This is a genomic window from Kitasatospora sp. MAA4 (assembly GCF_029893355.1).
Lineage (GTDB): Bacteria > Actinomycetota > Actinomycetes > Streptomycetales > Streptomycetaceae > Kitasatospora.
Genome location: NZ_JARZAI010000001.1, coordinates 115,479 through 135,772, shown reverse-complemented (window position 1 = coordinate 135,772; position 20,294 = coordinate 115,479). Strand labels below are relative to the sequence as shown.

The following is a 20,294-nucleotide window of genomic DNA, read 5'->3' as shown; positions in this document are numbered from 1 at the left end:
GTCACCCCCACGCCAGCAGGGAGATCGACCATGCCCCGACACTTCTCACGCACGGCCGGAGCCGCGGCGGCCCTGGCGCTCGCCGGCGCCGCCGCGCTTGCCGCCCCCGGCACGTACGCCGCCGGCCCGCACGCCGCCCCGGCGTCCTTCGGCCCGGCGAGCGTCCAGCACCGCGACGCCAGGTCCCCGCACACCCGCTTCGACGGCGGGGTCTGGGGCGGCTATGTCGCCCAGGGCAGCGGGTTCCAGAGCATCTCCGGGTCCTGGACGATGCCGCAGATCCAGTGCAACACCAGCAACGACCTCTTCGCGCCCTGGGTCGGCATCGACGGCTACGGCTCGCAGACCGTCGAGCAGACCGGCGTCCAGGCCGACTGCTCCTCCGGCTCGCCCGTGCTCAGCGGCTGGTACGAGATGTACCCGGCGCCGCCGCAGTACTTCAACGACCCCGTCTCCGCCGGGGATTCCTTCACCGCCTCGGTGACCACCGACGGTTCGGGCAGCTACGCCCTGGCCCTCACCGACAACACCCAGGGCTGGACGGAGAACACCCAGCAGCAGCTCGACGCGCAGAACGTCAGCGCCGAGGCGGTCATCGAGTCGCCGTCCCAGAGCTACCCGTCCTTCAACCAGCTCGACTTCACGGGAGTCACCGTCAACGGCCAGGCCTTCGACGCCTTCGGCCCGCAGGCGATCGACAGCGGCCAGTACACCGAGACCGCGCTGCAGAACGGCGCGTTCTCCATCGTCCCGGCAGGCTCCTCCAACCCGTGGGCCGCCCGCACGGCGCCGTCCACGGCCACCCGTCCGGCCGTACCGCGCTACTGACGCCCAGCATCCGCTCTCTCCCGAAGGTGACTCATATGAAGCGCTCCTTTGTGGCGGCCGCACTGCTGGCCGCCTCGCAACTCCTCGCCGCGCCTGCGGCCTTCGCACAGAGCCCGCACGTCCCGCAGATCGCGCACGCACCGCACGCAACGGCCTACGGCCAGCGGGCGCAGGCCACCTCAAGCGGGATGCAGTACGGCGGCGGCCCGGTCCAGCACTCGCCGAAGGTCTACGTCGTCTACTGGGGATCCCAGTGGAACAGCGACCACAACGGCATTCAGCAGTACATGACCAACATGTTCAACGGCATCGGCACCAGCTCGGACACCTGGTCCAGCAGCACGACGCAGTACACCGACTCCAGCGGCACCGGTCCGACCTTCACCGGCCCGGTCCTCGGCGGCAGTTGGAACGACAACGCCAGGACGGCACCGGCGAGGGCCTCCCAGGGGAGCATCGCCAACGAGGCCGACAAGGCCGCCGCGCACTTCGGCGTCGCCGGGAACCCGGATGCCCAGATCGTGGTCATGAGCCCGCACGGCACCTCGCCCGACGGCTGGCCGTCCTCCGGCTTCTGCGCCTGGCACGACTACACGGGCAGCGTCTCGTACACCAACATGCCCTACCAGTTGGACGCGCCGAGCGGCAGCCGCTGCCCGAACGACGCGCTGGGCGGCAAGTTGGACGCGTTCAGCATCGTCGAGGGACACGAGTTCGCCGAGTCGGTCACCGATCCGCAGCCGTCCAGCGGCTGGGTGGACAGCAACGGCGAGGAGATCGGCGACCTGTGTGAGAGCAACTTCCAGAAGGTGGCCCTCTCCACCGGGACGTTCGCCATGCAGCCGCTGTGGAGCAACAACGACGGCGGCTGCGTGATCACGCCGGGCGGCCCCGTCAGCTGAGAGCCCGTCCGCACCCGCGCCGTGCCGTTCCCGGGGTCTTGCGCCCGGGAACGGCACGGCGCCGTCGCAGCTCGTATGACGCTTCTCACACCGCTCTCTGACTCTGCGTGATAACTACTGGTCAGTAGCTATCGGCCCCCTCCCGATCCCCGCAGGTGGCCGAATTCGTCAGTAGGCCGTCATTGCGGCCACCATGCGCCGGATACAGGCTGTGACCGTGCATCAGCGACGTGTGGTGGTGGTGATCTACTCCGGTGCCCAGGCACTGGACATAGCGGGCCCGATCGAGGTGTTCGACACCGTGAACCGGCAGCTCGCGCCGACGGGTGTCCGCTACCAGGTCGAGTTCGTCTCGCCCGACGCGCCGCTCGTGCGGACCTGCTCGGGCATGGTGGTCGCGGCCGAGCCGCTGGCGGCGGGGGACGGCCCGATCGACACCCTGCTCGTCCCCGGCGGGTGGGGCCTCAAGGAGGCGCTGGCGGACCGGGAGTTGGTCGGCTGGATCGGCCGGGCCGCCGGCCGGTCGCGACGGGTCGCCTCGGTGTGCGGGGGTGCGTTCCTGCTCGCCGAGGCGGGCCTGCTCAGGGGGCGCCGCGCCACCACGCACTGGGCGTACTGCGCGGAGATGGCCGAGCGCTACCCGGACGTGACGGTGGATCGCGAGCCGATCTTCGTGTGGGACGGCCGGTTCGTCACCTCGGCCGGGGTGTCCACCGGAATCGACATGGCACTGTCCCTGGTGGAGGCCGACCACGGTGCGGCGTACGCGCTGGAGGCCGCCCGGTTCCTGGTGCTCTTCTTCAAGCGCAACGGCGGGCAGTCGCAGTTCAGCGCGATCCTGGACGCCCAACTCGCCGACCGCGCACCGATCCGCGCCGCACAGGAGTGGATCCTGCAACACCTCGAGCAGCCACTGCCGCTGCCCGAGATCGCCGAGCGCGCCAGCATGAGCCTGCGCAACTTCGCCCGGGTGTTCCGGCGCGAGGTGGGCACGCCGCCCGGCCAGTACATCGAGCAGATGCGCATCGCCCGGGCCCGCAAACTGCTGGAGACCACCGACCTGCCGGTCGGTCAGATCGCCCGCCGGTGCGGCTTCCCGGCCTCCGAGACCTTCTTCCGCTCCTTCGGCCGGGCCCTGGAACTGACCCCGAACGAGTACCGCAACCGCTTCCAGACCCTCGCGCCCTCGGGTCACATCGTGCTGCCCGAGCAGCCGGACAGGAGCTCCGCATGACTGCCACAGTCCGGCTTGTCGACTACCTGGCACGGGAGTTGGCCGCGGCCGGCGTCCGGCACGTGTTCGGCGTCGGCGGCGCGAACATCGAGGACCTGTACGACGCCCTGCACGCCACCGGCGGCGTGATCCGCACCGTGGTGGCCAAGCACGAGTTCTCCGCCGCCACCATGGCGGACGGGCAGGCCCGGGCCACCGGGCGGCTCGGCGTGGTCGCGGTCACCTCGGGCGGCGGCGCGGTGAACCTGCTGCCGGGGCTGGCCGAGGCGTACACCTCGCGGGTACCGCTGCTGGCGTTCGTCGGACAGCCGCCCACCACGCAGGAGGGGCGCGGGGCCTTCCAGGACACCAGCGGCCGGGGCGGCTCGATCGACGCGCGGGAGCTGTTCACGCCGGTGTCCCGGTTCTGTGCCCGGGTCGAGGACCCGGACGCCGTCCCCGAGCTGCTGGCCCGCGCGTTCGCGGCGACCCGCGGCGACACCCCGGGCCCGGCGGTCCTGCTGCTGCCCAAGGACGTCCAGCAGGCGCTGATCGAGGCCCGCGAGCCGCTCCCGGAACCGGCCGTACCAACTGCGTCGCCTGCCGAACTCCACGTCCGGGAACAGGCGGTGGACCTGCTGCGCAGCGCGCGCCGGGTGCTCGTCATCGCCGGCGAGGGCGTGGCCTCGGCCGATGCGCGGGCGGAGCTGGCCGAGCTGGCGCGCCGGCTCGGCGCCTGGGTGGCGGTCACCCCGGACGCCAAGGACGTGTTCGACAACCACGACGCCCGGTTCGCGGGGGTGGCCGGGGTGATGGGCCACGCGAACGTGCTGCGCTGCCTGGAACGGGCGGATGCCTGCGTCCTGGTGGGCACCCGGCTGCCGGCGATGGCCCGGGCCGGCCTGGAGCAGGCGCTGAGCGGGACGCCGGTGGTCTGCCTGGACCCCGAGCCGCCGTATCTCCCCGGGATCTGGCTGCGCGGTGAACTGTGCGACACCATACGGGTGTTGGCCGGCCGGCTCGACCCCGCTGCGCGCCCGGTGCCCGCCCACGCCGGCCCGACCCCGCTGTCGACCCCTCGCAGCAGCACGGGAGGCACCTCCTACCCGGCCGCGGTGGCCGCGATCGAGGCCGCGCTGCCGCCGGACGCGCACGTCTTCGTGGACGCCGGCAACGCCGGGGCCAGCGCGATCCACCTGCTGCCGGCCCCGCGCCGCGGCCGCTTCGTGGTGGCCGTCGGCATGGGCGGCATGGGCTACACCTTCGGTGCCGGGATCGGCGCGGCGCTCGCCAGCGGGCAGCGCACGTACGTGATCGCCGGCGACGGCGCGTTCTTCATGCACGGCATGGAGGTCCACACGGCGGTCGAGCAGGCCGCGCCGGTCACCTTCGTGATCTTCAACAACAACGCCCACGCCATGTGCGCCACCCGCGAGCAGGTCTTCCTCGGAGCCCCGCACCCCAGCAACCTGTTCCGCCCGGCGAACATCGCCGCGGGCGTGGCCGCCATGTTCCCCGACCTGGCCGTGACCCGGGCCGAGGACGGCGCACAGCTGCGCGCGGCGCTGCTGCGCGGCAACGCGGGCGACGGGCCGGCGTTCGTCGCGCTCGACTTCGACCCCGCCGAGATACCCCCCTTCCTTCCCTTCCTGCGCCCAACAAAGGAGACCGCCCATGAGCGCGGACCAGTCCGTGTCGGTTGAGAGCATGACGACGGAGATCCCCGGCCTGACCACGGTCGAGAACACCGGCATGGAGCAGCTGATGGCCCGCTGCGCCGAGCTGACCCGCCCCGCCTATCCGCACCAGGAGGTCTACGGGCGCTACTGCACGATCCAGGAGTACGTGGACTGCCCGCCGGAGCAGGCCTACGCCTACCTCAGGCAGGGCCAGCACCTGGAGGAGTGGACGTTCAGCCTGCGCGACTTCGTCCCCACCGGCACCCCCGGACTCTGGGTCGGTGACGACCGGCTGGAGGAGGGCACCCGGATCTTCTGCCGGGTGGAGAGCAACGCCGAGGCCATGACGGTGGACTTCCACTGCGCCTGGGACCAGGGCGACGAGCTCTGGATGGTCTACCTGATGCGCGTCATCCCGGCCGAGCGGGTGCTGGGGCGCCCCGGTTCGGTGATCACCTGGACCAACTGCCGCCACCCCAACTACGACGCCAACCCGCACCCCGGGCTGGCGCCGCGCGCCGACCGGCCCTGGGTGGGCGATTACTGGGACATGTTCTACGCCGGCCACACCGTGGAGATGGCGAACCTCAAGGCGATCCTGGAGCACCGCGCCGCCACGGCGGTGACGCCGTGACGGCCGCCATGACGACGGTCAGCCTGGTCGACGTCGCCGGCTACCTGCCCGGCGAGCCGGTCCCCGCCGCGTACTACACCGAGTACCCCGGCGCGGAGGACAAGCTGCGCGACAACCCCATGTTCAAGGTCCCCCCGATGCGCCACCACGTCGCGCCGGGCGAGACCAACACGGACCTGGTCGAGCGCGCGGTCGCGCCGCTGATCGAGCGGCACGGCCGGGACGAGATCCGCGCCGTGGACGTCCTGCTGGTGCACAGCCAGCTGCCGGACACGCCGTTCGTGGGAGCCGGCACGGAGGTGGCCCGGCGGCTGGGCCTCAAGCCGCGCTGGCTGGTCGACGTGGCCAACGCCGGCTGCGCCTCCTTCGTCCACATGCTCGAACTGGCCCGGCAGATCCTCACCACCACCGACGCCAGGACCGCGCTGATCTGCAACGCGCAGAGCGCCGCCGGCCAGCTGTTCACCCAGTCCGAGGTGCGCCGGCTCGCCCAGGCCGCGATTCCCGGCGACGGCTGCGGGGTCGGCTACCTCACCACCTCGGCGGCCTCCCCGGTGCTGGACGTGCTGACCCGCCATCTCGTCGACTACGGCGGCGACATGACCGCCGTACTGGACGACGGCCGCCGCTACTGGGAGCCCGGCGAGTCCCAGCTGCGGATCGGCTTCACCGAGGCCGGCGTCGCCACCGTCCTGGAGCGCGGCAACCGCCTGGTGCCGGAGGTCGTCGCGGACCTCTGCCGACGGCTCGAACTGCCCACCAGCGCCATCGACCTGCTGGTGACCAACCAGCCCAACCGGACGTTCCTGCACAACTGGCGCCAGGCGCTGGGGCTTTCGGCCGAGCAGCACGCCGACACCTTCGACAGCTGCGGCAACCTGTTCGGCGCGGCGATCCCGATCACCCTGGACCGCGCCCTGCGCTCGGGCCGGGTCAAGGAGGGCGACCTGGTGGTCCTCGGCGGCTTCGCCCACGCCGGCGACTACGCCGGAGCAGCCGCGATCCGCTGGGGCGCGGTGGCCTGAGAGCCTGCCGGGTCAGTCCAGGTAGCCCATCGCGATCCGGCAGCTGGCACCCCGGACCCGGCGGCCGTCGTCCTCGGGATCCTCGTCGACATCACCCCGGTCGACGGGGACCAGCGGGACGGCGATCACCTGCGGCGGGCGGGGCACAAAGCGCGCGGGGTCGGTCACCCGCAGGCGTACGGTGTCGATGCTGGTGGTCATGGCGCTTCCTTCTCGCTGGTCCGAGCCTCTCAACACCAGTGGATCCCCGATCCGCCCCACCCGCCCCCGCCCTTGACGCGCGGCCTACGCCGTTCCCGCCCATCCTGACGCATGCTTGACGCCGCGCGGCCGAGGCGGGCGAGGGCGAGGCGGATGGTCCGTCAGAGGGGCGATGCCGTACGGGGAGCTGTTCGATCGAGGCGGAAGGCGGCGATCAGCAGGACCGTGAACGCGTAGGCGGAGAACGCGAACGGTGGGTAGCCGAGGTAGCCGGGCAGCGGCATCTCGAACAGGTGCGGCCACGTGTTGAAGTACGGGACGTCGTAGACCCAGCGGTACCCGGCCGAGCCGCCGTTCCAGAACTCCCAGAAGAACCCGGTGGTGAACCCTGTGAGCGTCAGCACCGCGACCTCGCCCCACCGGCCGTCCGCCACCTCCCCGAGCACGCTCGGCAGGCCGCGCAGGCGGTTGAGCGGGTCCAGCAGCAGGAAGAGGCCGCACCACACCAGTGGATACGTCTGCCGGGGCAGGAGCAGCGGCAGGACGAGGGCGAGCAGGCCGAGGGCCGAGAGGATCCGCAGGGCGCGCCGGGACGCCGGCAGCCGGACTCCGCGCAGTCCCGCCAGCCGGGGGAAGGACCGGAAGAGCTCGCGGGTCTCCCAGAGCGCCGGGATCACCGTGGTGATCAGCACCGCTTGGACGAGGTCCCAGACCAGCCGTCCGTGGCGCTGGTGCGCCTGGTAGCGCCAGTTTCCCAGCACGTGGTTGTACAGCTCGTAGAAGAACCAGAAGGCGCAGGAGGCCGGCAGGAGCAGGAGGAACAGCCGGACCCGCCCGGTCAGCAGGGAGGCGCCGGTGCGCAGCCGTACCAGGCCGTCGACCGTGACGATGTAGCCCAGCCAGAGCGGCAGGAAGAGGTCCTCCGAGTAGCGGCCGGTGACCGACCAGTAGGCCGGCCAGGCCACCGCGATCAGCGCGGGGCCCAGCACCAACTGCCACCCGCGGCGCGGGGCGGTGGCGGCCGCCGCTCTCTCCTGCGTCTGGGGTCTCTCGGACACGATGCCGTTGTACACCACTGGGCAGTCCTGGGACATCGACCACGGCGGGCTCGTCGGGTGTTTGAATGGACTCACGGACAGGCACCAGGCAGGTACGGACAGGCAACACGGAGCGGGAGGGGCCGTCATGGAGGCGGAGATCGTGGCACTGGCCACGTCGGGGGCGACCACGATGGTCGGGCTGATGGCGAGCGACCTGTGGACCGAGGTGCGCGGGCGGGTGGCCGCGTTGTTCGGGCGGCGCAGTGAGAGCGTCGGCGAGGAGCTGGAGCTGGCCCGCGAGGAGCTGCTGGCGGCCGAGGACCGGCCGGGTGCCGCCGCGGCCGCCGAGGCCGAGTGGGGCAACCGCCTGCGCCGGGCGCTGGCCGCGGACCCGGCGGCGGCGGCCATGCTGCGCTCGCTGCTGGAGGAGCTGGCTCCGCGCGCTGAGGCGCCCGGTCCCGGGGCGGTGATCAACACCATCAACGGCGGCAGCTACACCGGCCTGGTGATCCAGGCCGGCAGCGTCAACCGGGTCACCACCGGGCAGTGACCCGGCCGGGCTGGCGCTCACCACGTGCGAAACTTATGATCCTGGGGTTCATGACCCCTGGTGACCGCTGACCACTGCCCGGCTCGGTCGCACGCTCCTGCTCGAAAGGCCCGCGCCCCCGATGGCCCTCCGACTCTCCGTCGTCGTCCCGATCTACAACGTCGAGCGTTATCTGGAGGAGTGCCTGGACTCGATCGCCGCCCAGACCTACCGCGACTTCGAGTGCGTCATGGTCGACGACGGATCGACCGACGGCAGCGCCGCCATCGCCCGGCGCTACGCGGCCGAGGACAGCCGGTTCCGGCTGGTGCAGCAGGAGAACAAGGGCCTCGGGGCGGCCCGCAACACCGGCTGGCGCCACATCGGCGCGGAGGTCGAGTACCTGGCCTTCGTGGACAGCGACGACTCGCTGCCGCCCGGCGCGTACGAGCTGATGATCAGCACCCTGGACGAGACCGGGTCGGACTTCGTCGCCGGTAACGCGCTGCGCTTCAAGTCCACCGGTTACTTTCCGTCGCACGCCCACCGCAAGCCGTTCCAGGAGACCCGGCTGCGCACCCACGTCACCGAGGTCCCGTCGCTGGTCACCGACCGCACCGCGTGGAACAAGGTGTACCGCCGCAGCTTCTTCGACGCCGCCGGCATCCTCTACCCCGAGGGCATCCTGTACGAGGACGCCCCGGTCAGCGTGCCGCTGCACTACCTCGCCGCGAGCGTGGACGTGCTCTCCGAGCCGATCTACCACTGGCGCATGCGCGAGGACGGCGAAATGTCGATCACGCAGCAGAAGACCGACCCGCGGGGCGTGATCGACCGGGTCCGCTCGATGGAGCTGGTCCGCGAGTGGCTGGGTGCCCGGCCGGAGTCGAAGTACGCCGACTACCTGCGCTCCTATGACCGGAACTGCCTGGTCGAGGAGATCCCGATGTTCTTCTGGTCCGTCCCGGACGGCGACCAGGGCTACCGCGCGGCCTACCAGCAGCACGTCAGCCGGCTGGTGGAGGCCATCGGCGCCGGCCGGATCGGCGCGCTGAGCGCCCCGCTGCGGGTCAAGTACCGCCTGACGCTGGCGAACCGGATGGACGAGTTCGTCGCCCTCCAGCGCCTGCACCGGATGTACCGCAACCGCCCGCGGCTGCGCGCCCAGGTCCGTTCCCGGCTGGGCGCGCGCCGACCGGACGGCGTGGCGACTCCTACCAGTTGAGCGTTACGAGTTGAGCGCCGACCAGAGCCAGGCGCCGCCCACCCGCACGTACAGGCGCTTGTCGACGGTGTCCACCGCGAGCGTCCCGTCCACCGGGGTGTGCGTGAAGGACGCGTCGCTGACCGGGCCCGCCACCAGGCGCAGCGGCGCGCTCGGCTGGTTCTTCGTCGGGACCGTGCCGCTGGACTGCCCGCCGCTGCTGCCGTAGCAGTTCTCCACCTGGAAGTCGCCGGTGGACGAGCTCTCGTAGTAGAGGTGGGTGCCGGTCGGCTTGGTGGTGTAGTGCCCCACGACGTTGCGCACGACGGCGGTGGAGCCGGGGCCGGAGTACAGGTCGACGCCGGAGTTGATCGTCGCCGTCGAGCCGTTGGCGATCAGGACGTTCTCCAGCGCGCCGTTCATCGCCGCCCAGCTGATGATGTTCTGCGCCGTGGAGTAGCCGGGGGCGAAGGCGCCCGCGTAGGCGTAGATGTTGGTCGCGTAGACGTGCGTGCAGGACGCGTCGACCTTCAGGTGCGGGCCGCCCTGCATGTTGGAGGTCTCGAATTTGCAGTCCGTCAGGTAGATCCCGTTGGGGTTGTCACTGCCCGCGGGGCCCTGGGTGATCCACAGCGCGCCGGTGCCGAAGTTCTCCAACCGGCAGCCGATGAAGTGCAGTTGGTTGACCGAGTCGGGGCTGTAGCCCCAGCCGCTGGTGGCCGCGGAGTTGCGCAGCCAGATGTTGGGCTGGGTGGTGCTGCCGGGGGTGCCGGTGCAGGACTCGATCACCAGGTTGTAGAACCGGGAGTCCCAGAACTCCACCGCGTCGATGCACAGGTCGTTGTTGCTCGACATGAAGACGTCGCGGAAGTAGGAGTTGTTGTTGTAGTAGAGCTCGAGGAGCAGGCCACTCTTGCCGTTCCCGTTGAGGCCGAGGTTCTCGACCGAGCAGTACGACAGGTGGGTCGCCCCCGTCGGGTCGGAGCCGGGCCCGGACATCCGCAGCAGGATGCCGTTGCCGCCCTTGACCAGCGTGGCGGCCTTGCTGCTCGCACCGACCAGTCGGACGCCGCGGCCGGTGACGGCGAGTGCCGGGCTGCCGCCGCTCGGGGTGACCAGGTAGTTCCCCACCGGGAAGTAGACGGTGCCGCCGCCGGCCGCCGAGGCCGCGCTGATCGCGCTCTGGACCGCCGCGGTGTCGTCGGTGGAGCCGTCCCCGACCGCTCCGTAGTCCTTCACGTTGAGCCAGTCCGGCCCGCTCGTGCCCGCCGCCGAGGCCGGTGCTGCTCCCGCGACCGTCGCGGCTCCGGCCAGCCCCGCGATGGCACCGGTGAGCAGTGCCCGCCGCCGCGTACCGTTGGCCGTGCTGTTGCCCGAATCCCCCGCTGTGCTCACTCTGACATCCTCTCGACTCACCTGACACTGTTGATGCTGTGCCAGATGATGTCAGCTGGTCAGGTGTGGCTGCGGCGGTGGGTGGTGACCTCGCGCCAGGCGGTGGCGAGGCGCTCACAGGCCGCCGCGAGGGACTCCTCGTCGGCGGCGAACGGGATCCGGATGTGGTTCTCCAGGGTGCCGTCGGCGCCGAACCTGCCGCCGGAGAGGATCTTCACGCCCCGGCGGGCCGCCGCGAGCGCCAGCGGCGAGCTGAGCCGGGCACCGAGGTCCACCCAGAGCGAGAAGCCGCCGCCGGGCACGGTGTAGCGCCAGTCCGGGAGGTGGCGGGCGAGCGAGTCCGTCAGGACCTGGCGGCGTCTGAGCAGCATCTCCCGTCTCTCGTCCAGGAGTTCGTCGTAGGATTCGAGCACCCGCAGCCCGATGAGCTGGGTCATGATGGGGTTTCCGGTGTCGACGACGCACCGCAGGTCGACCAGCCGCGAGATGACGGGCGTGGCCGCGCGGACCCATCCCAACCGCAGTCCGGCCCAGCAGGTCTTGCTCATGCTGCCGATCGAGACGACGCGTCCCGGCGCGCCGTACGAGGCGATCGGTTGGGGCAAGGTACCACCGTCCAGGCCGAGTTCGCAGGTCGCCTCGTCCACCACGAGGAAGCTGCCGGAGGTCCGGGCGGCGTCCGCGATCGCCGCGCGGGCGCTGTCCGGCATCACCAGCCCGGTGGGGTTGTGGAAGTCCGGCATCAGGAACGCCAGCGCGGGCTTCTCCCGCCGCAGGACCGTCTCCAGGACGTCGGTGTTCCAACCGTCCGCGCCCAACCCCACGGTGAGCGGCCGGCGTTGGAGCGCGCGGACGATGTCCAGCGCGTTGGGGTAGGTCGGGCTGTCGATCAGCACCGAGTCGCCCGGGCGGGACAGCAGGCGGATGACCAGTCCCAGCGCGTGGTCGGCGCCGGCGGAGACCATGATCTGCTCGGGTCCGGTCGGGATACCGCGGGCGGTGTAGCGGTCGGCGATCGCCTGGCGGAGTTCAGGGGCGCCGACCAGGTCGTATCCGGGCAGGTGGGAGTACTGGTGGAGGTCGAGCGCCGCGCGCCTGGTCGCCGCGCCGAGGATGGACTCCGGCGCGGGCAGCGAGGCGACCGCCAGATCGATGTCCTGCCTCGCCCGGTCGGCCGCCCAGGAGGTGGGGATCCGCTGCTTCTGCTCCGCCTCGGGGAGCAGCACGAACGAGCCGGCACCCCGGCCGCTGGTCAGGAACCCCTGCTCGCGCAGCACCCGGTAGGCCGCGGTGACGGTGTTGCGGCTGACTCCGCACTGGGTCGCGAACGTCCGCTCGGCCGGCAGCCGGGCCCCCGCGGGCAGTCGGCCGTCGGTGATCATCACCTCGAACGCCTCGGCGAGCCGCGAGTAGGCGGGCCCCTCCACCCGCCAGTCGCCGAGCATCCGTTCGACCTGGAGTGCAGTGAATGCATAGCTCATGTCAGGGCGTGTGGCAGTCCGCCCGGCGGCAGGCCTGCCGGGCGTATCGAAGGGCCCGAATATTTATTCATTGGATTCTCTGCCCCCGCAGTGAAGAATTCCATGACGACGTTGACGACTATTATCGAAAACGGTCGAGGCTGATTGAACCGCAGCCCGCGTACGGAGTCAACCACTTGACACGAACAAGTGGCGGAATCTCACGGAACCGGCGCGATCCGGAACCCTCGCCACCGATTGTGTCGTGACATTGACAACCCGCAGGTGATCACGCATGCTCCCCTCGTGCGTAAATCCAGCCTGCTATTCCACCGCGACTTCAGGCAACTCTGGACGGGCGATTCCATCAGCCAGGTCGGCTCGGCCGTGACCGTGCTCGCACTGCCCTACCTGGCGATCAGGAGCCTGCACGCGACTCCGTTCCAGGTGGCACTGCTCACCATGTTCCAGTACCTGGCGTTCCTCCTCCTCGGCCTGCCGGCCGGCGCCTGGGTGGACCGCATGCGACACCGCCGCGTGATGATCACGGGCGACCTCGGCCGGGCGGTCCTGCTCGGCTCGATACCGCTCGCCTACGCCTTCCACGCGCTCAGCCTGCTCCAGCTCTACGTGGTCACCTTCGGCACCTCGGTGCTCACCCTCTTCTTCGACGTCGCGTACCAGAGCCTGCTGCCGGCCCTGGTCGACGGCGAGCAGCTGGTCGACGGCAACGCCAAGCTGGAGGCGACCCGCAACGTGGCCCAGGTCGGCGGCCCGGGCCTGGGCGGTGTGGTGATCAACGTCCTCAGCGCGCCGGCCGCCATCGCGATCGACGCGGTCAGCTTCGTCCTCTCGGCCGTCTTCCTGGGCCGCATCCGCAAGGTCGAGACCAGGCCGGTGCCGCGCCCCGACCGCAACCTGCGGGCCGAGATCGCCGAGGGCCTGCGGTTCGTGTTCGGGAACCGGATCCTGCGCGCCATCGCCTGCACCGCCGCGATCTCCAATCTCTGTGGCACGATCGGCATTTCGCTGCTGATGGTGCTGCTGGCCGACCGGCTGCACCTGTCCGCCTTCCTGTGCGGGCTGGTGTTCTGCGCGGCGGCGCTGGGCGGCATCGTCGGCGCCCTGGTGACCGAGCGGGTGGTGGCCCGGCTCGGCGAGGGACCGGCGATCTGGATCTGCATGATCGTCAGCACGGTGTGCTGGTTCGGCGCCCTCCCGCTCTACCAGGCGGACTGGCGGCTCGCGCTCGCCATCACGCTGCACGGCCTCGGCTGGGTCACGCTGATCATCTTCAACATCACCCAGGTCAGCTTCCGGCAGCGGGTGACACCCAAGCCGCTGCTCGGCCGGATGAACGCGACCATCCGGTTCGTGGTGTGGGGCTCGATGCCGATCGGCGCGCTGATCGGCGGCGTGCTCGGCCAGACCATCGGGGTCCGGCCGGCGATGTGGATCGGCGTCAGCGGCGAGCTCCTCGCGGTCCTGCCGGTGCTGTTCTCGCCGATCCGCACCATGCGCGAGCTGCCCGCCACCCTGGAGCCCGACGGGAGCGCGGCGGCCGTCTCCGTCTGACCCGACGGTGCCAAGCATCGGGGATTGGCTCTTACGACGGTCCGAGCGGCTTGTTACGGTCGGTCGACGGGAAATGCCGGCCGTGCGCGGGAATGCCGAATTCATTTGTTCCGCCGCGGAGACCAGTGCGCCTTTCGTGAGAGGAACGAGTGATGACGAACTCCGTGACAAGGGCCTACAACACCGCCTGCCGGGTACCGGGAAACGCGCTGGTCGACGTCATGCGCACGGTGGAGGCCGATGCCCGAATTCCCACCTGGAAGCGTCCCTATCCGCCGCGCCCCGTTTTCGTGCCGCAGGACCGGATCCACGGGTTCGCGGATGATCTGATGCAGCTGCTCGGAATGCTCACCACCCTTCCCGAGCGGCTCTTCGACGGCGACCTCGACCGCTTCATGGCGGCCGTCGGCGTGCACGGCGCGCGGGCCGAGCTGATGCGCCGGCACGCGCCGGAGACTCCGCGCCTCTCCGGCCGGGCCGACGCCTACCACGACGGCACCGGCTTCAAGCTGCTGGAGTTCGGCATCGGCAGCGACCTGGGCGGCTGGGACTGGGCCGGCGAGGTGCCGCGGGCGCTGCTGGAGGTCGACGGCTTCGCCTCGTTCGCCCGCGAGCACGGCCTGGACTACGTGCACACCGGCCGCGCGACGGTGCGCACCATCAAGGAGGCGGCGGCGGCCTACAACGGCGTGCGCGAGCCCGTGGTGGCGCTGGTCGAGGCGCCGGGCGGGATGGACACCTTCGGCAGCATCTGGCACAACCTCCACCGGGTGATGCGCGGGCTGGGCCTGGACCTGCACCTCGCGGAACTCACCGAACTCCAGGAGAAGGACGGCCGGTTGGTCCTGAACGGCCTGCCGATCGACGTGGTGTGGCGCGCCTTCGACACCGACCAGCTGCTGGAGAACACGCGCAACCTGGAGTTGGCGGAGCCGGTGTTCCGTGCCCACGAGGCGGGGCAGACGCTGCTGTGGCACACGCTGCAGAGCAACCTGTTCGGCGAGAAGGCGTGCATGGCGCTGCTCTCCGACCCGCGCTACGCGCACGGCTTCTCGGCCGAGGAGCGCCGCGTCATCGAACGGGCGCTGCCCTGGACCCGCTCCCTCCAGGGCCCCGCCGCACTCCAGGACACCGCCCTCGTCGAGCAGTTGAGGGACCGCCGCGAGCACCTGATCCTGAAGCCGGACAACCTCTTCGGCGGCTACGGGGTGGTCGCGGGCTGGGAGACCGGCGACGACGAGTGGTGGACCGCGCTCACCGAGGGCGCCGCGGCGGGCTGCGTCGTCCAGGAACGCGTGGTCCCGCAGACCGAGTTGATGGTCGACCCGGCCACCGGGACGGAGCAGCCCTGGCAGACGCTCTGGGGCGTCTTCTACCACCCGGACGGCTACGCCGGCGCCCACGCCCGGGTCATCCCGGCGGACTCCAGCGCCGTCATCGGCCTGCGCTGCATCGACAGGATCCACACCGGCTCGGTCTTCCACTACTAGCCAGAGGAGCAGTGCGCATGCCCGGCGACCGGGAGATCCGGCTCTACAACTACGAGCACCCGCCGGTGCGCCCACTGGTTCCGGGCGACACCGCCGAGCACTGCGGCACCCGCGTCATCGGCCTGCTCTTCACCGGCCTGGTGGGCTACGCGAGCGAGGACGCGACGCCGTACCACGCGCTGGCCTGCTCGATCAGCACCGCCGACTCGACCGTCTTCACGATCGCCCTGCGGCGCGGCTGGACCTTCCACGACGGCACACCGGTGCTGGCGCACAACTTCACGGACGCCTGGAACCACACCGCGTACCGTCCCAACGGGCAGGCGCACGCGGCCTCGTTGGAGAAGATCCTCGGGTACGGCGAGGTGCACCCCGAGGATCCGGACCGGGCGCCGAGCACCGACCGGCTGGCCGGGCTGCGGGTGCTGGACGACCACGCGTTCGAGGTGACGCTGGCCGAGCCGTTCGCGATCTTCCCGACGCTGCTCGGCGCACCGGCCTTCTGCCCGCTCCCGGACGTCTTCTTCACCGACCGCGAACGCTACCTGCGGCTGCCGGTCGGCAACGGCCCCTACCGGCTGGTCTCCGTCGAACCCGCCACCGGTCACCGGCTCACCGCGTTCGAGGAGTATCGCGGGACCCCCGGCCCCGGCGTCAGGAACCTGGCGCTGGTCACCCACCCCACCCGCGAGTCGGCCTACCAGGCACTGCTGGACGGCGAGTTGGACTTCCTGGACGCCCTACCGATCGACGCGGTCGCCGACGGCCGGTGCGAGCGCGAACTCGCGGGCCGGATGGTCGGGCGGCTCGACCTGAAGCTCCAGGGGCTGGGCTTCCCCTGCTATCTGCCCGGCTACGACAACCCCGACCTGCGCAAGGCCGTCTCCCTGGCGATCGACCGCGCCCACCTCGTCGCCCACGCGCTCGGCGGCGGACAGCGGCCCGCCGACGGCTGGTCGGTCCCGGGCGTGATCGGCCATCTACCGGGCCAGGCAGGCTGGTTCTGCACCTTCGACCCGGTGGCGGCCCGGGCGCACCTGGCCCGGTCCGGCTTCACCGGACCGCTGGAGTTCCACTCGCCGGTGAGCGCGCGGCGGTGGCTGGGCGAGCTGAGCGCGGGCGTCGCGCGGGTGCTCGGCATCGACTGCTCCGTCGTCCTGTACGACCGGGTCAGGGACTACTGCGAGGCGGTCGAGCAGCGCAAGGTCACCGGGATCTACCGGGTCGACTGGGCCGCCGACTACCCGGCGCTGGAGAACTTCCTGCGCCCGCTCTTCCACTCCGACAGTCCGTTCAACGACTCCGGCTACGCCCGGCCGGAGTTCGACGCGCTGCTGGCCGAGGCCGACGCGGCGCCCGACGAGTCCGCGGCCTCGGCGCGCTACCAGGCCGCCGAACGGCTGCTGGTGCGGGATCTGCCGCACATCCCGCTCTGGCAGGACCGGGCGGTGGCCGGCTACTCGGAGCGGCTCGGGAACGTCCGGATGACCTCGCAGGGCGATCTCGACCTGCACGCCGCAACGGTGCTTGCGTGACCCGGCTTAGTCCAGCCAGCCGAGTGCCTGGGCCTTCAGTCCCATCTGGAAGCGGGTGTCGGCGCCCAGCTTGTCCATCAGCGCGCACTGCGACCTGCGCAGCGTCCGTACCGAGACGCCGTGCTCGCGGGCGATGGCCTCGTCCTTGAGTCCGGCGGCCATCATCTGGAGCACCGAGCGCTGCTGGTCGGTCGGCCGCAGGCCCTCCCGGGGATCGATGCGCTCCTGGACGAGCGGGGAGGCGGAGGCCCAGCAGTGCTCGAAGAGCCGGCGGAACACCCGGGTGAGCGCCGGGCCGCGGGTCACCAGCGCGGCGCTCCCGCCGTCCGCGGTGTCCACCGGCGTGCAGGCCAACACGTCGTCCACCACGACGAGTTGCAGCGGCACGGTGTGCGCGGTGCGCACCTCGGCGCCGAGCTCCCCCAGCTGCGCGAGCTGCTGGGCCAGGGCCGCGCCGCGGGTGGCGGCGGTGAGGTGGATGGTGCGCACGGTGACGCCGCGCCCGATCACGTCCGCGACCCGCGAGCGCCGCTCCTCCAGCTGCCGGGCGGGCGTGTTCGGCCCGGGGTACATGCTCAGCACATCCGTCCGCGCCTCCGCGGCGGCGTCCTGCAGAGCAGCCGAGATGCTCGCCGCCCCGACGATCAGCTCGGTGTGCACCGAGCCGCCGGGCTGGTCCTGCCCGCTCTGCAGCTCGCCGATGATCGAGGGAACGACCGCCTGGAGGAAGGTGAGCCGCTCCCGCCGCTGATCCAGGTCGTCCAACTCGCCGGCGAGCAGCCTGCTGAGCGCGGCGGCCGGCGCCGACGGGACGAACCCGCTGCTGGTGGCGGGCGACTCGTTGAGCAGGCCGGCGCCGAGCAGCAGGTCGACGGCCTCGCGGACCGCCTCCTCCGGCGCGCCCACGACGGTCGCGGCCTGCTTCGGCGTCCAGTCCGGGTGCGCGCGGGCGAGCCGGTAGATCGGGAGGCTGTTCTCGAAGTTCGTCCCCACCCTCGACCCCCCGGTCACGTGTCCACAACTAGACGCGGCAGTTCGTTGCCACCGGGTAAGTATGTACGAGGACGATGATCTAGACCAGACTCTGAGTGGCAGGGCGATCACCGGACGGTCGCGCCTGCCCGCCGTCACGTCCGGAATGTGCCGCCCCAGGAGCTGTTGTGAACGACGTCCAGCCGATCGGCCGCCACGGCAACAGCCGCGCCGCCGTGTGCTGCCGTCACACCGGCAGCGGCGGCACGGCCCTCGGGCCGGTGGACTGACCTCCGCCGGGACGAGTTCCCATCCGGTCCGCAGCGCCGAGCGCCGGGCCGGACCCCGGGCATCCCCTGCACGCGTACCGCCCCGAGGGCGATAGGCGTGCTCCCTGCTGAACTCCCTGCTGGATCCCTGCTGAAGAAGAGCGGACGCAGACCATGACGACCCTCACCACCGCCCGCCCCCGATCGCTCAACTTCGGTACCTACGGCGCCGCCGGACTCGCCGTCGCCGCGATGGTGAGCGTCCAGTCCGGTGCGGCGGTCTCCACCTGGATGTTCCCGGCCGTCGGACCGGCGGCGACCGCCTCGCTGCGCCTGGCGTTCGCCGCGCTGATGCTGCTGGCCTGGGCCCGCCCCCGGCTGCGCGGACGCAGCCGCAGCGACCTGCTGTTCGCGGCCGCGCTGGGCGTGGTGAGCGCGACGATGACGCTCTGCTACTTCCAGGCCATCGACCGGATCCCGCTCGGTGTCGCGAGCTCGCTGGAGTTCCTCGGCCCGCTGGCGGTGGCGGTCGCCGGGCTGCGGCGGCGGGCCGACGTGATCTGGCCGGTGCTGGCGCTCAGCGGGGTGCTCATCCTCACCCAGCCCTGGAACAGTTCGCTCAACCTGGTCGGCCTCGCCTTCGGCACGGCGGCCGGCGCGGCGCTCGGCGGCTACGTGGTCTTCACCCAGCGGGTGGGCGACCGGTTCAGCGGCGTCGACGGGCTGGCGATCTCCGTCACCGTGGCCGCGCTCTGCGCCGCCCCGCTCGGCCTGCCGCACGCACTCTCGGCGCTCACGCCCAAGATCCTGCTGGGCGCCGCGGCCGCGGCGGTGCTGCTGCCCGTCCTGCCGTACGTCCTGGAGATGGTGGCGCTGCGCAAGCTCACCACGGCGGCCTTCGGCACCCTGCTGAGCTTCGAGCCGGCCGTCGCGACGCTGATCGGATTCGTGCTGCTGCACCAGACTCTGACGGTCACTCAGATGCTGGGGATCGCCTGCGTGATGTCCGCCAGCCTCGCCGCGATCCGGCGCGGCGCCCGCCCGCAGGAGCCGTCGGCCGACGAGGCTTCTACTTCCGGGGCTCCTACTTCCGAGGCTCCCACTTCTTCCTGACAGCAGCACAGTTGACCAACCGGGCCGAGCAGGACCACGGGGTGATCCCACCACCGGCCCGGTCGCTGAGCTGTGCCCGAATCCGGGTGGCGACGCGTGCGCCGCCACCCACCACACATGGGGGAAAACATGTCTGACATCTGGGCGAACGAAGGCAAGCGCTACCGTCCCTACCGGTCAAAACCGGAGATCGAGAACCAGATCAGGGAACTCAACCAACTCGACAACTGGCACGGCCTGCTGGCGTTCGCGGAGGACGCCTTCTGGATCTCGGCCGCCGTCGCGAGCTGCTACCTGATCTCGCCGTGGCTGTACCCGCTGGCCCTGGTGCTGATCGGGTCGCGGATGCGGGCGCTGGCCACCATCCTGCACGAGAGCGCGCACGGCGTGCTGGCCGCGAACCGCGGGCTGAACCTGGTACTGGGGACCGTGCTCTCCGCCTACCCGATCTTCCAGCAGCACTACTCGTACAAGCGCTCCCACGTCGCGATCCACCACCCGCGCCTGGGCAACCCCGAGCTCGACCCCGACCTGCGGTTCTTCATCGCCCAGGGCGTGTACGAGCAGGAACTCACCGCGCGGGAGCGGTGGATGAAGCTGGTCGTCCGCCCGGCCTTCGGGTCGCGGACGCTCTCCTTCGTCCGCTACCTCGTCGTCAACCGCCTCGGCGGCAAGCAGGACGACGACGGCGGACCGGTCCAGCGAGCGGAGCAGCTGGTGCGGGTCCGCCGGGACAAGGTTGCCTTCCTCGCCTTCTGGGCCCTGGTCCTCGGCGCCCTCGCCTGGGACCAACTGCTCACCGCGTTCTGCCTGTTCTGGCTGGTCCCGTACCTCACCTCGTTCCAGATCGTCAGCTGGTACATCGAACTGGCCGAGCACACCCCGCTGGTGAGGGACAACGACCTCAACCTCTACATGACGCGCAACCGCAAGAGCCGCGGCCTGGAGCGCTTCCTCACCGCGATGCACGGCGAGAGCTACCACCTCGACCACCACCTCGACCCGCGCACGCCGTTCTGGAACATGCACAAGGCCCACCTCCTGCGGCTGGCCGACCCCGACTACGCCGCCTGGGACGCCAAGGCCGGCGGCCTCTTCCAACGCGGCCCCCAGGGCCAGGAGTCGGCAATCTCCGCCATCATCCGCACCCTCCCCCGCGACACCACCCGCGAGCCCGCGAAGACGCTGGCCGACGCGGTGACCACCGCCGCCTGACCCCACTGCGGCAGT

The 20,294-nt window shown here is 71.2% G+C and carries 18 protein-coding genes; 13 read left to right on the top strand and 5 right to left on the bottom strand.

Annotated elements, in window-relative coordinates; translation table 11 throughout:
• Window positions 1–30 precede the first annotated feature (30 nt).
• The 6 genes from P3T37_RS00625 (at window position 31) to P3T37_RS00600 (ending at window position 6,281) form a co-directional block, all read left to right on the top strand.
• On the top strand, window positions 31–828 hold the full coding sequence (locus P3T37_RS00625; protein WP_280721352.1) for a G1 family glutamic endopeptidase: 798 nt from the start codon (window positions 31–33) through the stop codon (window positions 826–828).
• Between the two features lie 35 nt (window positions 829–863).
• The gene (locus P3T37_RS00620; RefSeq protein WP_280721351.1) at window positions 864–1,730 is read left to right on the top strand and encodes a hypothetical protein; all 867 of its coding nucleotides are present in this window, start codon (window positions 864–866) and stop codon (window positions 1,728–1,730) included.
• 217 nt (window positions 1,731–1,947) lie between these two features.
• Complete coding sequence (locus P3T37_RS00615; protein WP_280721350.1) at window positions 1,948–2,964, top strand: GlxA family transcriptional regulator; 1,017 nt, start codon at window positions 1,948–1,950, stop codon at window positions 2,962–2,964.
• A complete protein-coding gene (locus P3T37_RS00610; RefSeq protein WP_280721349.1) occupies window positions 2,961–4,646 on the top strand; it encodes a thiamine pyrophosphate-binding protein in 1,686 nt (561 codons plus the stop codon). The genes P3T37_RS00615 and P3T37_RS00610 overlap by 4 nt, the downstream gene beginning before the upstream one ends.
• A complete protein-coding gene (locus P3T37_RS00605) occupies window positions 4,618–5,256 on the top strand; it encodes an SRPBCC family protein (RefSeq protein WP_280721348.1) in 639 nt (212 codons plus the stop codon). Before P3T37_RS00610 ends, P3T37_RS00605 begins: the two co-directional genes overlap by 29 nt.
• On the top strand, window positions 5,253–6,281 hold the full coding sequence (locus P3T37_RS00600; protein WP_280721347.1) for a ketoacyl-ACP synthase III family protein: 1,029 nt from the start codon (window positions 5,253–5,255) through the stop codon (window positions 6,279–6,281). The genes P3T37_RS00605 and P3T37_RS00600 overlap by 4 nt, the downstream gene beginning before the upstream one ends.
• 12 nt (window positions 6,282–6,293) lie before the next feature.
• Here P3T37_RS00600 and P3T37_RS00595 read toward each other — a convergent pair whose 3' ends face one another.
• Both P3T37_RS00595 and P3T37_RS00590 read right to left on the bottom strand, forming a co-directional pair.
• Entirely contained in the window at window positions 6,294–6,482 is a 189-nt protein-coding gene (locus tag P3T37_RS00595) for a hypothetical protein (protein WP_280721346.1), read from the bottom strand.
• 161 nt (window positions 6,483–6,643) lie between these two features.
• The gene (locus P3T37_RS00590; protein ID WP_280721345.1) at window positions 6,644–7,540 is read right to left on the bottom strand and encodes a hypothetical protein; all 897 of its coding nucleotides are present in this window, start codon (window positions 7,538–7,540) and stop codon (window positions 6,644–6,646) included.
• A gap of 127 nt (window positions 7,541–7,667) precedes the next feature.
• Here P3T37_RS00590 and P3T37_RS00585 point away from each other — a divergent pair, with 127 nt between their 5' ends.
• The gene (locus P3T37_RS00585) at window positions 7,668–8,072 is read left to right on the top strand and encodes a hypothetical protein (RefSeq protein WP_280721344.1); all 405 of its coding nucleotides are present in this window, start codon (window positions 7,668–7,670) and stop codon (window positions 8,070–8,072) included.
• Window positions 8,073–8,193: 121 nt separating this feature from the next.
• Window positions 8,194–9,276 carry a glycosyltransferase family 2 protein gene (locus P3T37_RS00580; protein ID WP_280721343.1) on the top strand — a complete coding sequence of 361 codons (1,083 nt, stop codon included), beginning with the start codon at window positions 8,194–8,196 and terminating at the stop codon, window positions 9,274–9,276.
• A gap of 3 nt (window positions 9,277–9,279) precedes the next feature.
• On the opposite strand, the gene P3T37_RS00575 is transcribed toward P3T37_RS00580, so the two are convergent.
• Window positions 9,280–10,650, bottom strand: a complete 1,371-nt coding sequence (locus P3T37_RS00575; RefSeq protein WP_280721342.1) for a glycosyl hydrolase family 28-related protein — start codon at window positions 10,648–10,650, stop codon at window positions 9,280–9,282.
• Between the two features lie 59 nt (window positions 10,651–10,709).
• The gene (locus P3T37_RS00570; RefSeq protein WP_280721341.1) at window positions 10,710–12,131 is read right to left on the bottom strand and encodes a PLP-dependent aminotransferase family protein; all 1,422 of its coding nucleotides are present in this window, start codon (window positions 12,129–12,131) and stop codon (window positions 10,710–10,712) included.
• Between the two features lie 285 nt (window positions 12,132–12,416).
• Here P3T37_RS00570 and P3T37_RS00565 point away from each other — a divergent pair, with 285 nt between their 5' ends.
• The 3 genes from P3T37_RS00565 (at window position 12,417) to P3T37_RS00555 (ending at window position 16,710) form a co-directional block, all read left to right on the top strand.
• On the top strand, window positions 12,417–13,685 hold the full coding sequence (locus P3T37_RS00565) for an MFS transporter (RefSeq protein ID WP_280721340.1): 1,269 nt from the start codon (window positions 12,417–12,419) through the stop codon (window positions 13,683–13,685).
• Window positions 13,686–13,837: 152 nt separating this feature from the next.
• Window positions 13,838–15,175, top strand: coding sequence for a hypothetical protein (locus P3T37_RS00560; protein ID WP_280721339.1), 1,338 nt, complete (start codon window positions 13,838–13,840; stop codon window positions 15,173–15,175).
• Between the two features lie 17 nt (window positions 15,176–15,192).
• The gene (locus P3T37_RS00555) at window positions 15,193–16,710 is read left to right on the top strand and encodes an ABC transporter substrate-binding protein (RefSeq protein WP_280721338.1); all 1,518 of its coding nucleotides are present in this window, start codon (window positions 15,193–15,195) and stop codon (window positions 16,708–16,710) included.
• A gap of 6 nt (window positions 16,711–16,716) precedes the next feature.
• Here the strand turns inward: P3T37_RS00555 and P3T37_RS00550 are convergent, their stop codons facing one another.
• The gene (locus P3T37_RS00550) at window positions 16,717–17,703 is read right to left on the bottom strand and encodes a helix-turn-helix domain-containing protein (protein ID WP_280721337.1); all 987 of its coding nucleotides are present in this window, start codon (window positions 17,701–17,703) and stop codon (window positions 16,717–16,719) included.
• Between the two features lie 422 nt (window positions 17,704–18,125).
• On the opposite strand from P3T37_RS00550, the gene P3T37_RS00545 reads away from it, so the two are divergent.
• Both P3T37_RS00545 and P3T37_RS00540 read left to right on the top strand, forming a co-directional pair.
• A complete protein-coding gene (locus P3T37_RS00545; protein WP_280721336.1) occupies window positions 18,126–19,064 on the top strand; it encodes an EamA family transporter in 939 nt (312 codons plus the stop codon).
• 129 nt (window positions 19,065–19,193) lie between these two features.
• A complete protein-coding gene (locus P3T37_RS00540) occupies window positions 19,194–20,279 on the top strand; it encodes a fatty acid desaturase family protein (RefSeq protein WP_280721335.1) in 1,086 nt (361 codons plus the stop codon).
• The last annotated feature ends 15 nt before the right edge of the window (window positions 20,280–20,294 follow it).

Excerpts from the sequence above, each read along its gene's own strand:
- P3T37_RS00585 (WP_280721344.1), top strand. The coding sequence starts at position 7,668 with ATGGAGGCGGAGATCGTGGCACTGGCCACGTCGGGGGCGACCACGATG.
- P3T37_RS00595 (WP_280721346.1), bottom strand. The coding sequence starts at position 6,482 with ATGACCACCAGCATCGACACCGTACGCCTGCGGGTGACCGACCCCGCG.
- P3T37_RS00560 (WP_280721339.1), top strand. The coding sequence starts at position 13,838 with ATGACGAACTCCGTGACAAGGGCCTACAACACCGCCTGCCGGGTACCG.
- P3T37_RS00570 (WP_280721341.1), bottom strand. The coding sequence starts at position 12,131 with ATGAGCTATGCATTCACTGCACTCCAGGTCGAACGGATGCTCGGCGAC.
- P3T37_RS00540 (WP_280721335.1), top strand. The coding sequence starts at position 19,194 with ATGTCTGACATCTGGGCGAACGAAGGCAAGCGCTACCGTCCCTACCGG.
- P3T37_RS00610 (WP_280721349.1), top strand. The coding sequence starts at position 2,961 with ATGACTGCCACAGTCCGGCTTGTCGACTACCTGGCACGGGAGTTGGCC.
- P3T37_RS00625 (WP_280721352.1), top strand. The coding sequence starts at position 31 with ATGCCCCGACACTTCTCACGCACGGCCGGAGCCGCGGCGGCCCTGGCG.
- P3T37_RS00555 (WP_280721338.1), top strand. The coding sequence starts at position 15,193 with ATGCCCGGCGACCGGGAGATCCGGCTCTACAACTACGAGCACCCGCCG.
- P3T37_RS00545 (WP_280721336.1), top strand. The coding sequence starts at position 18,126 with ATGACGACCCTCACCACCGCCCGCCCCCGATCGCTCAACTTCGGTACC.
- P3T37_RS00605 (WP_280721348.1), top strand. The coding sequence starts at position 4,618 with ATGAGCGCGGACCAGTCCGTGTCGGTTGAGAGCATGACGACGGAGATC.
- P3T37_RS00620 (WP_280721351.1), top strand. The coding sequence starts at position 864 with ATGAAGCGCTCCTTTGTGGCGGCCGCACTGCTGGCCGCCTCGCAACTC.
- P3T37_RS00580 (WP_280721343.1), top strand. The coding sequence starts at position 8,194 with ATGGCCCTCCGACTCTCCGTCGTCGTCCCGATCTACAACGTCGAGCGT.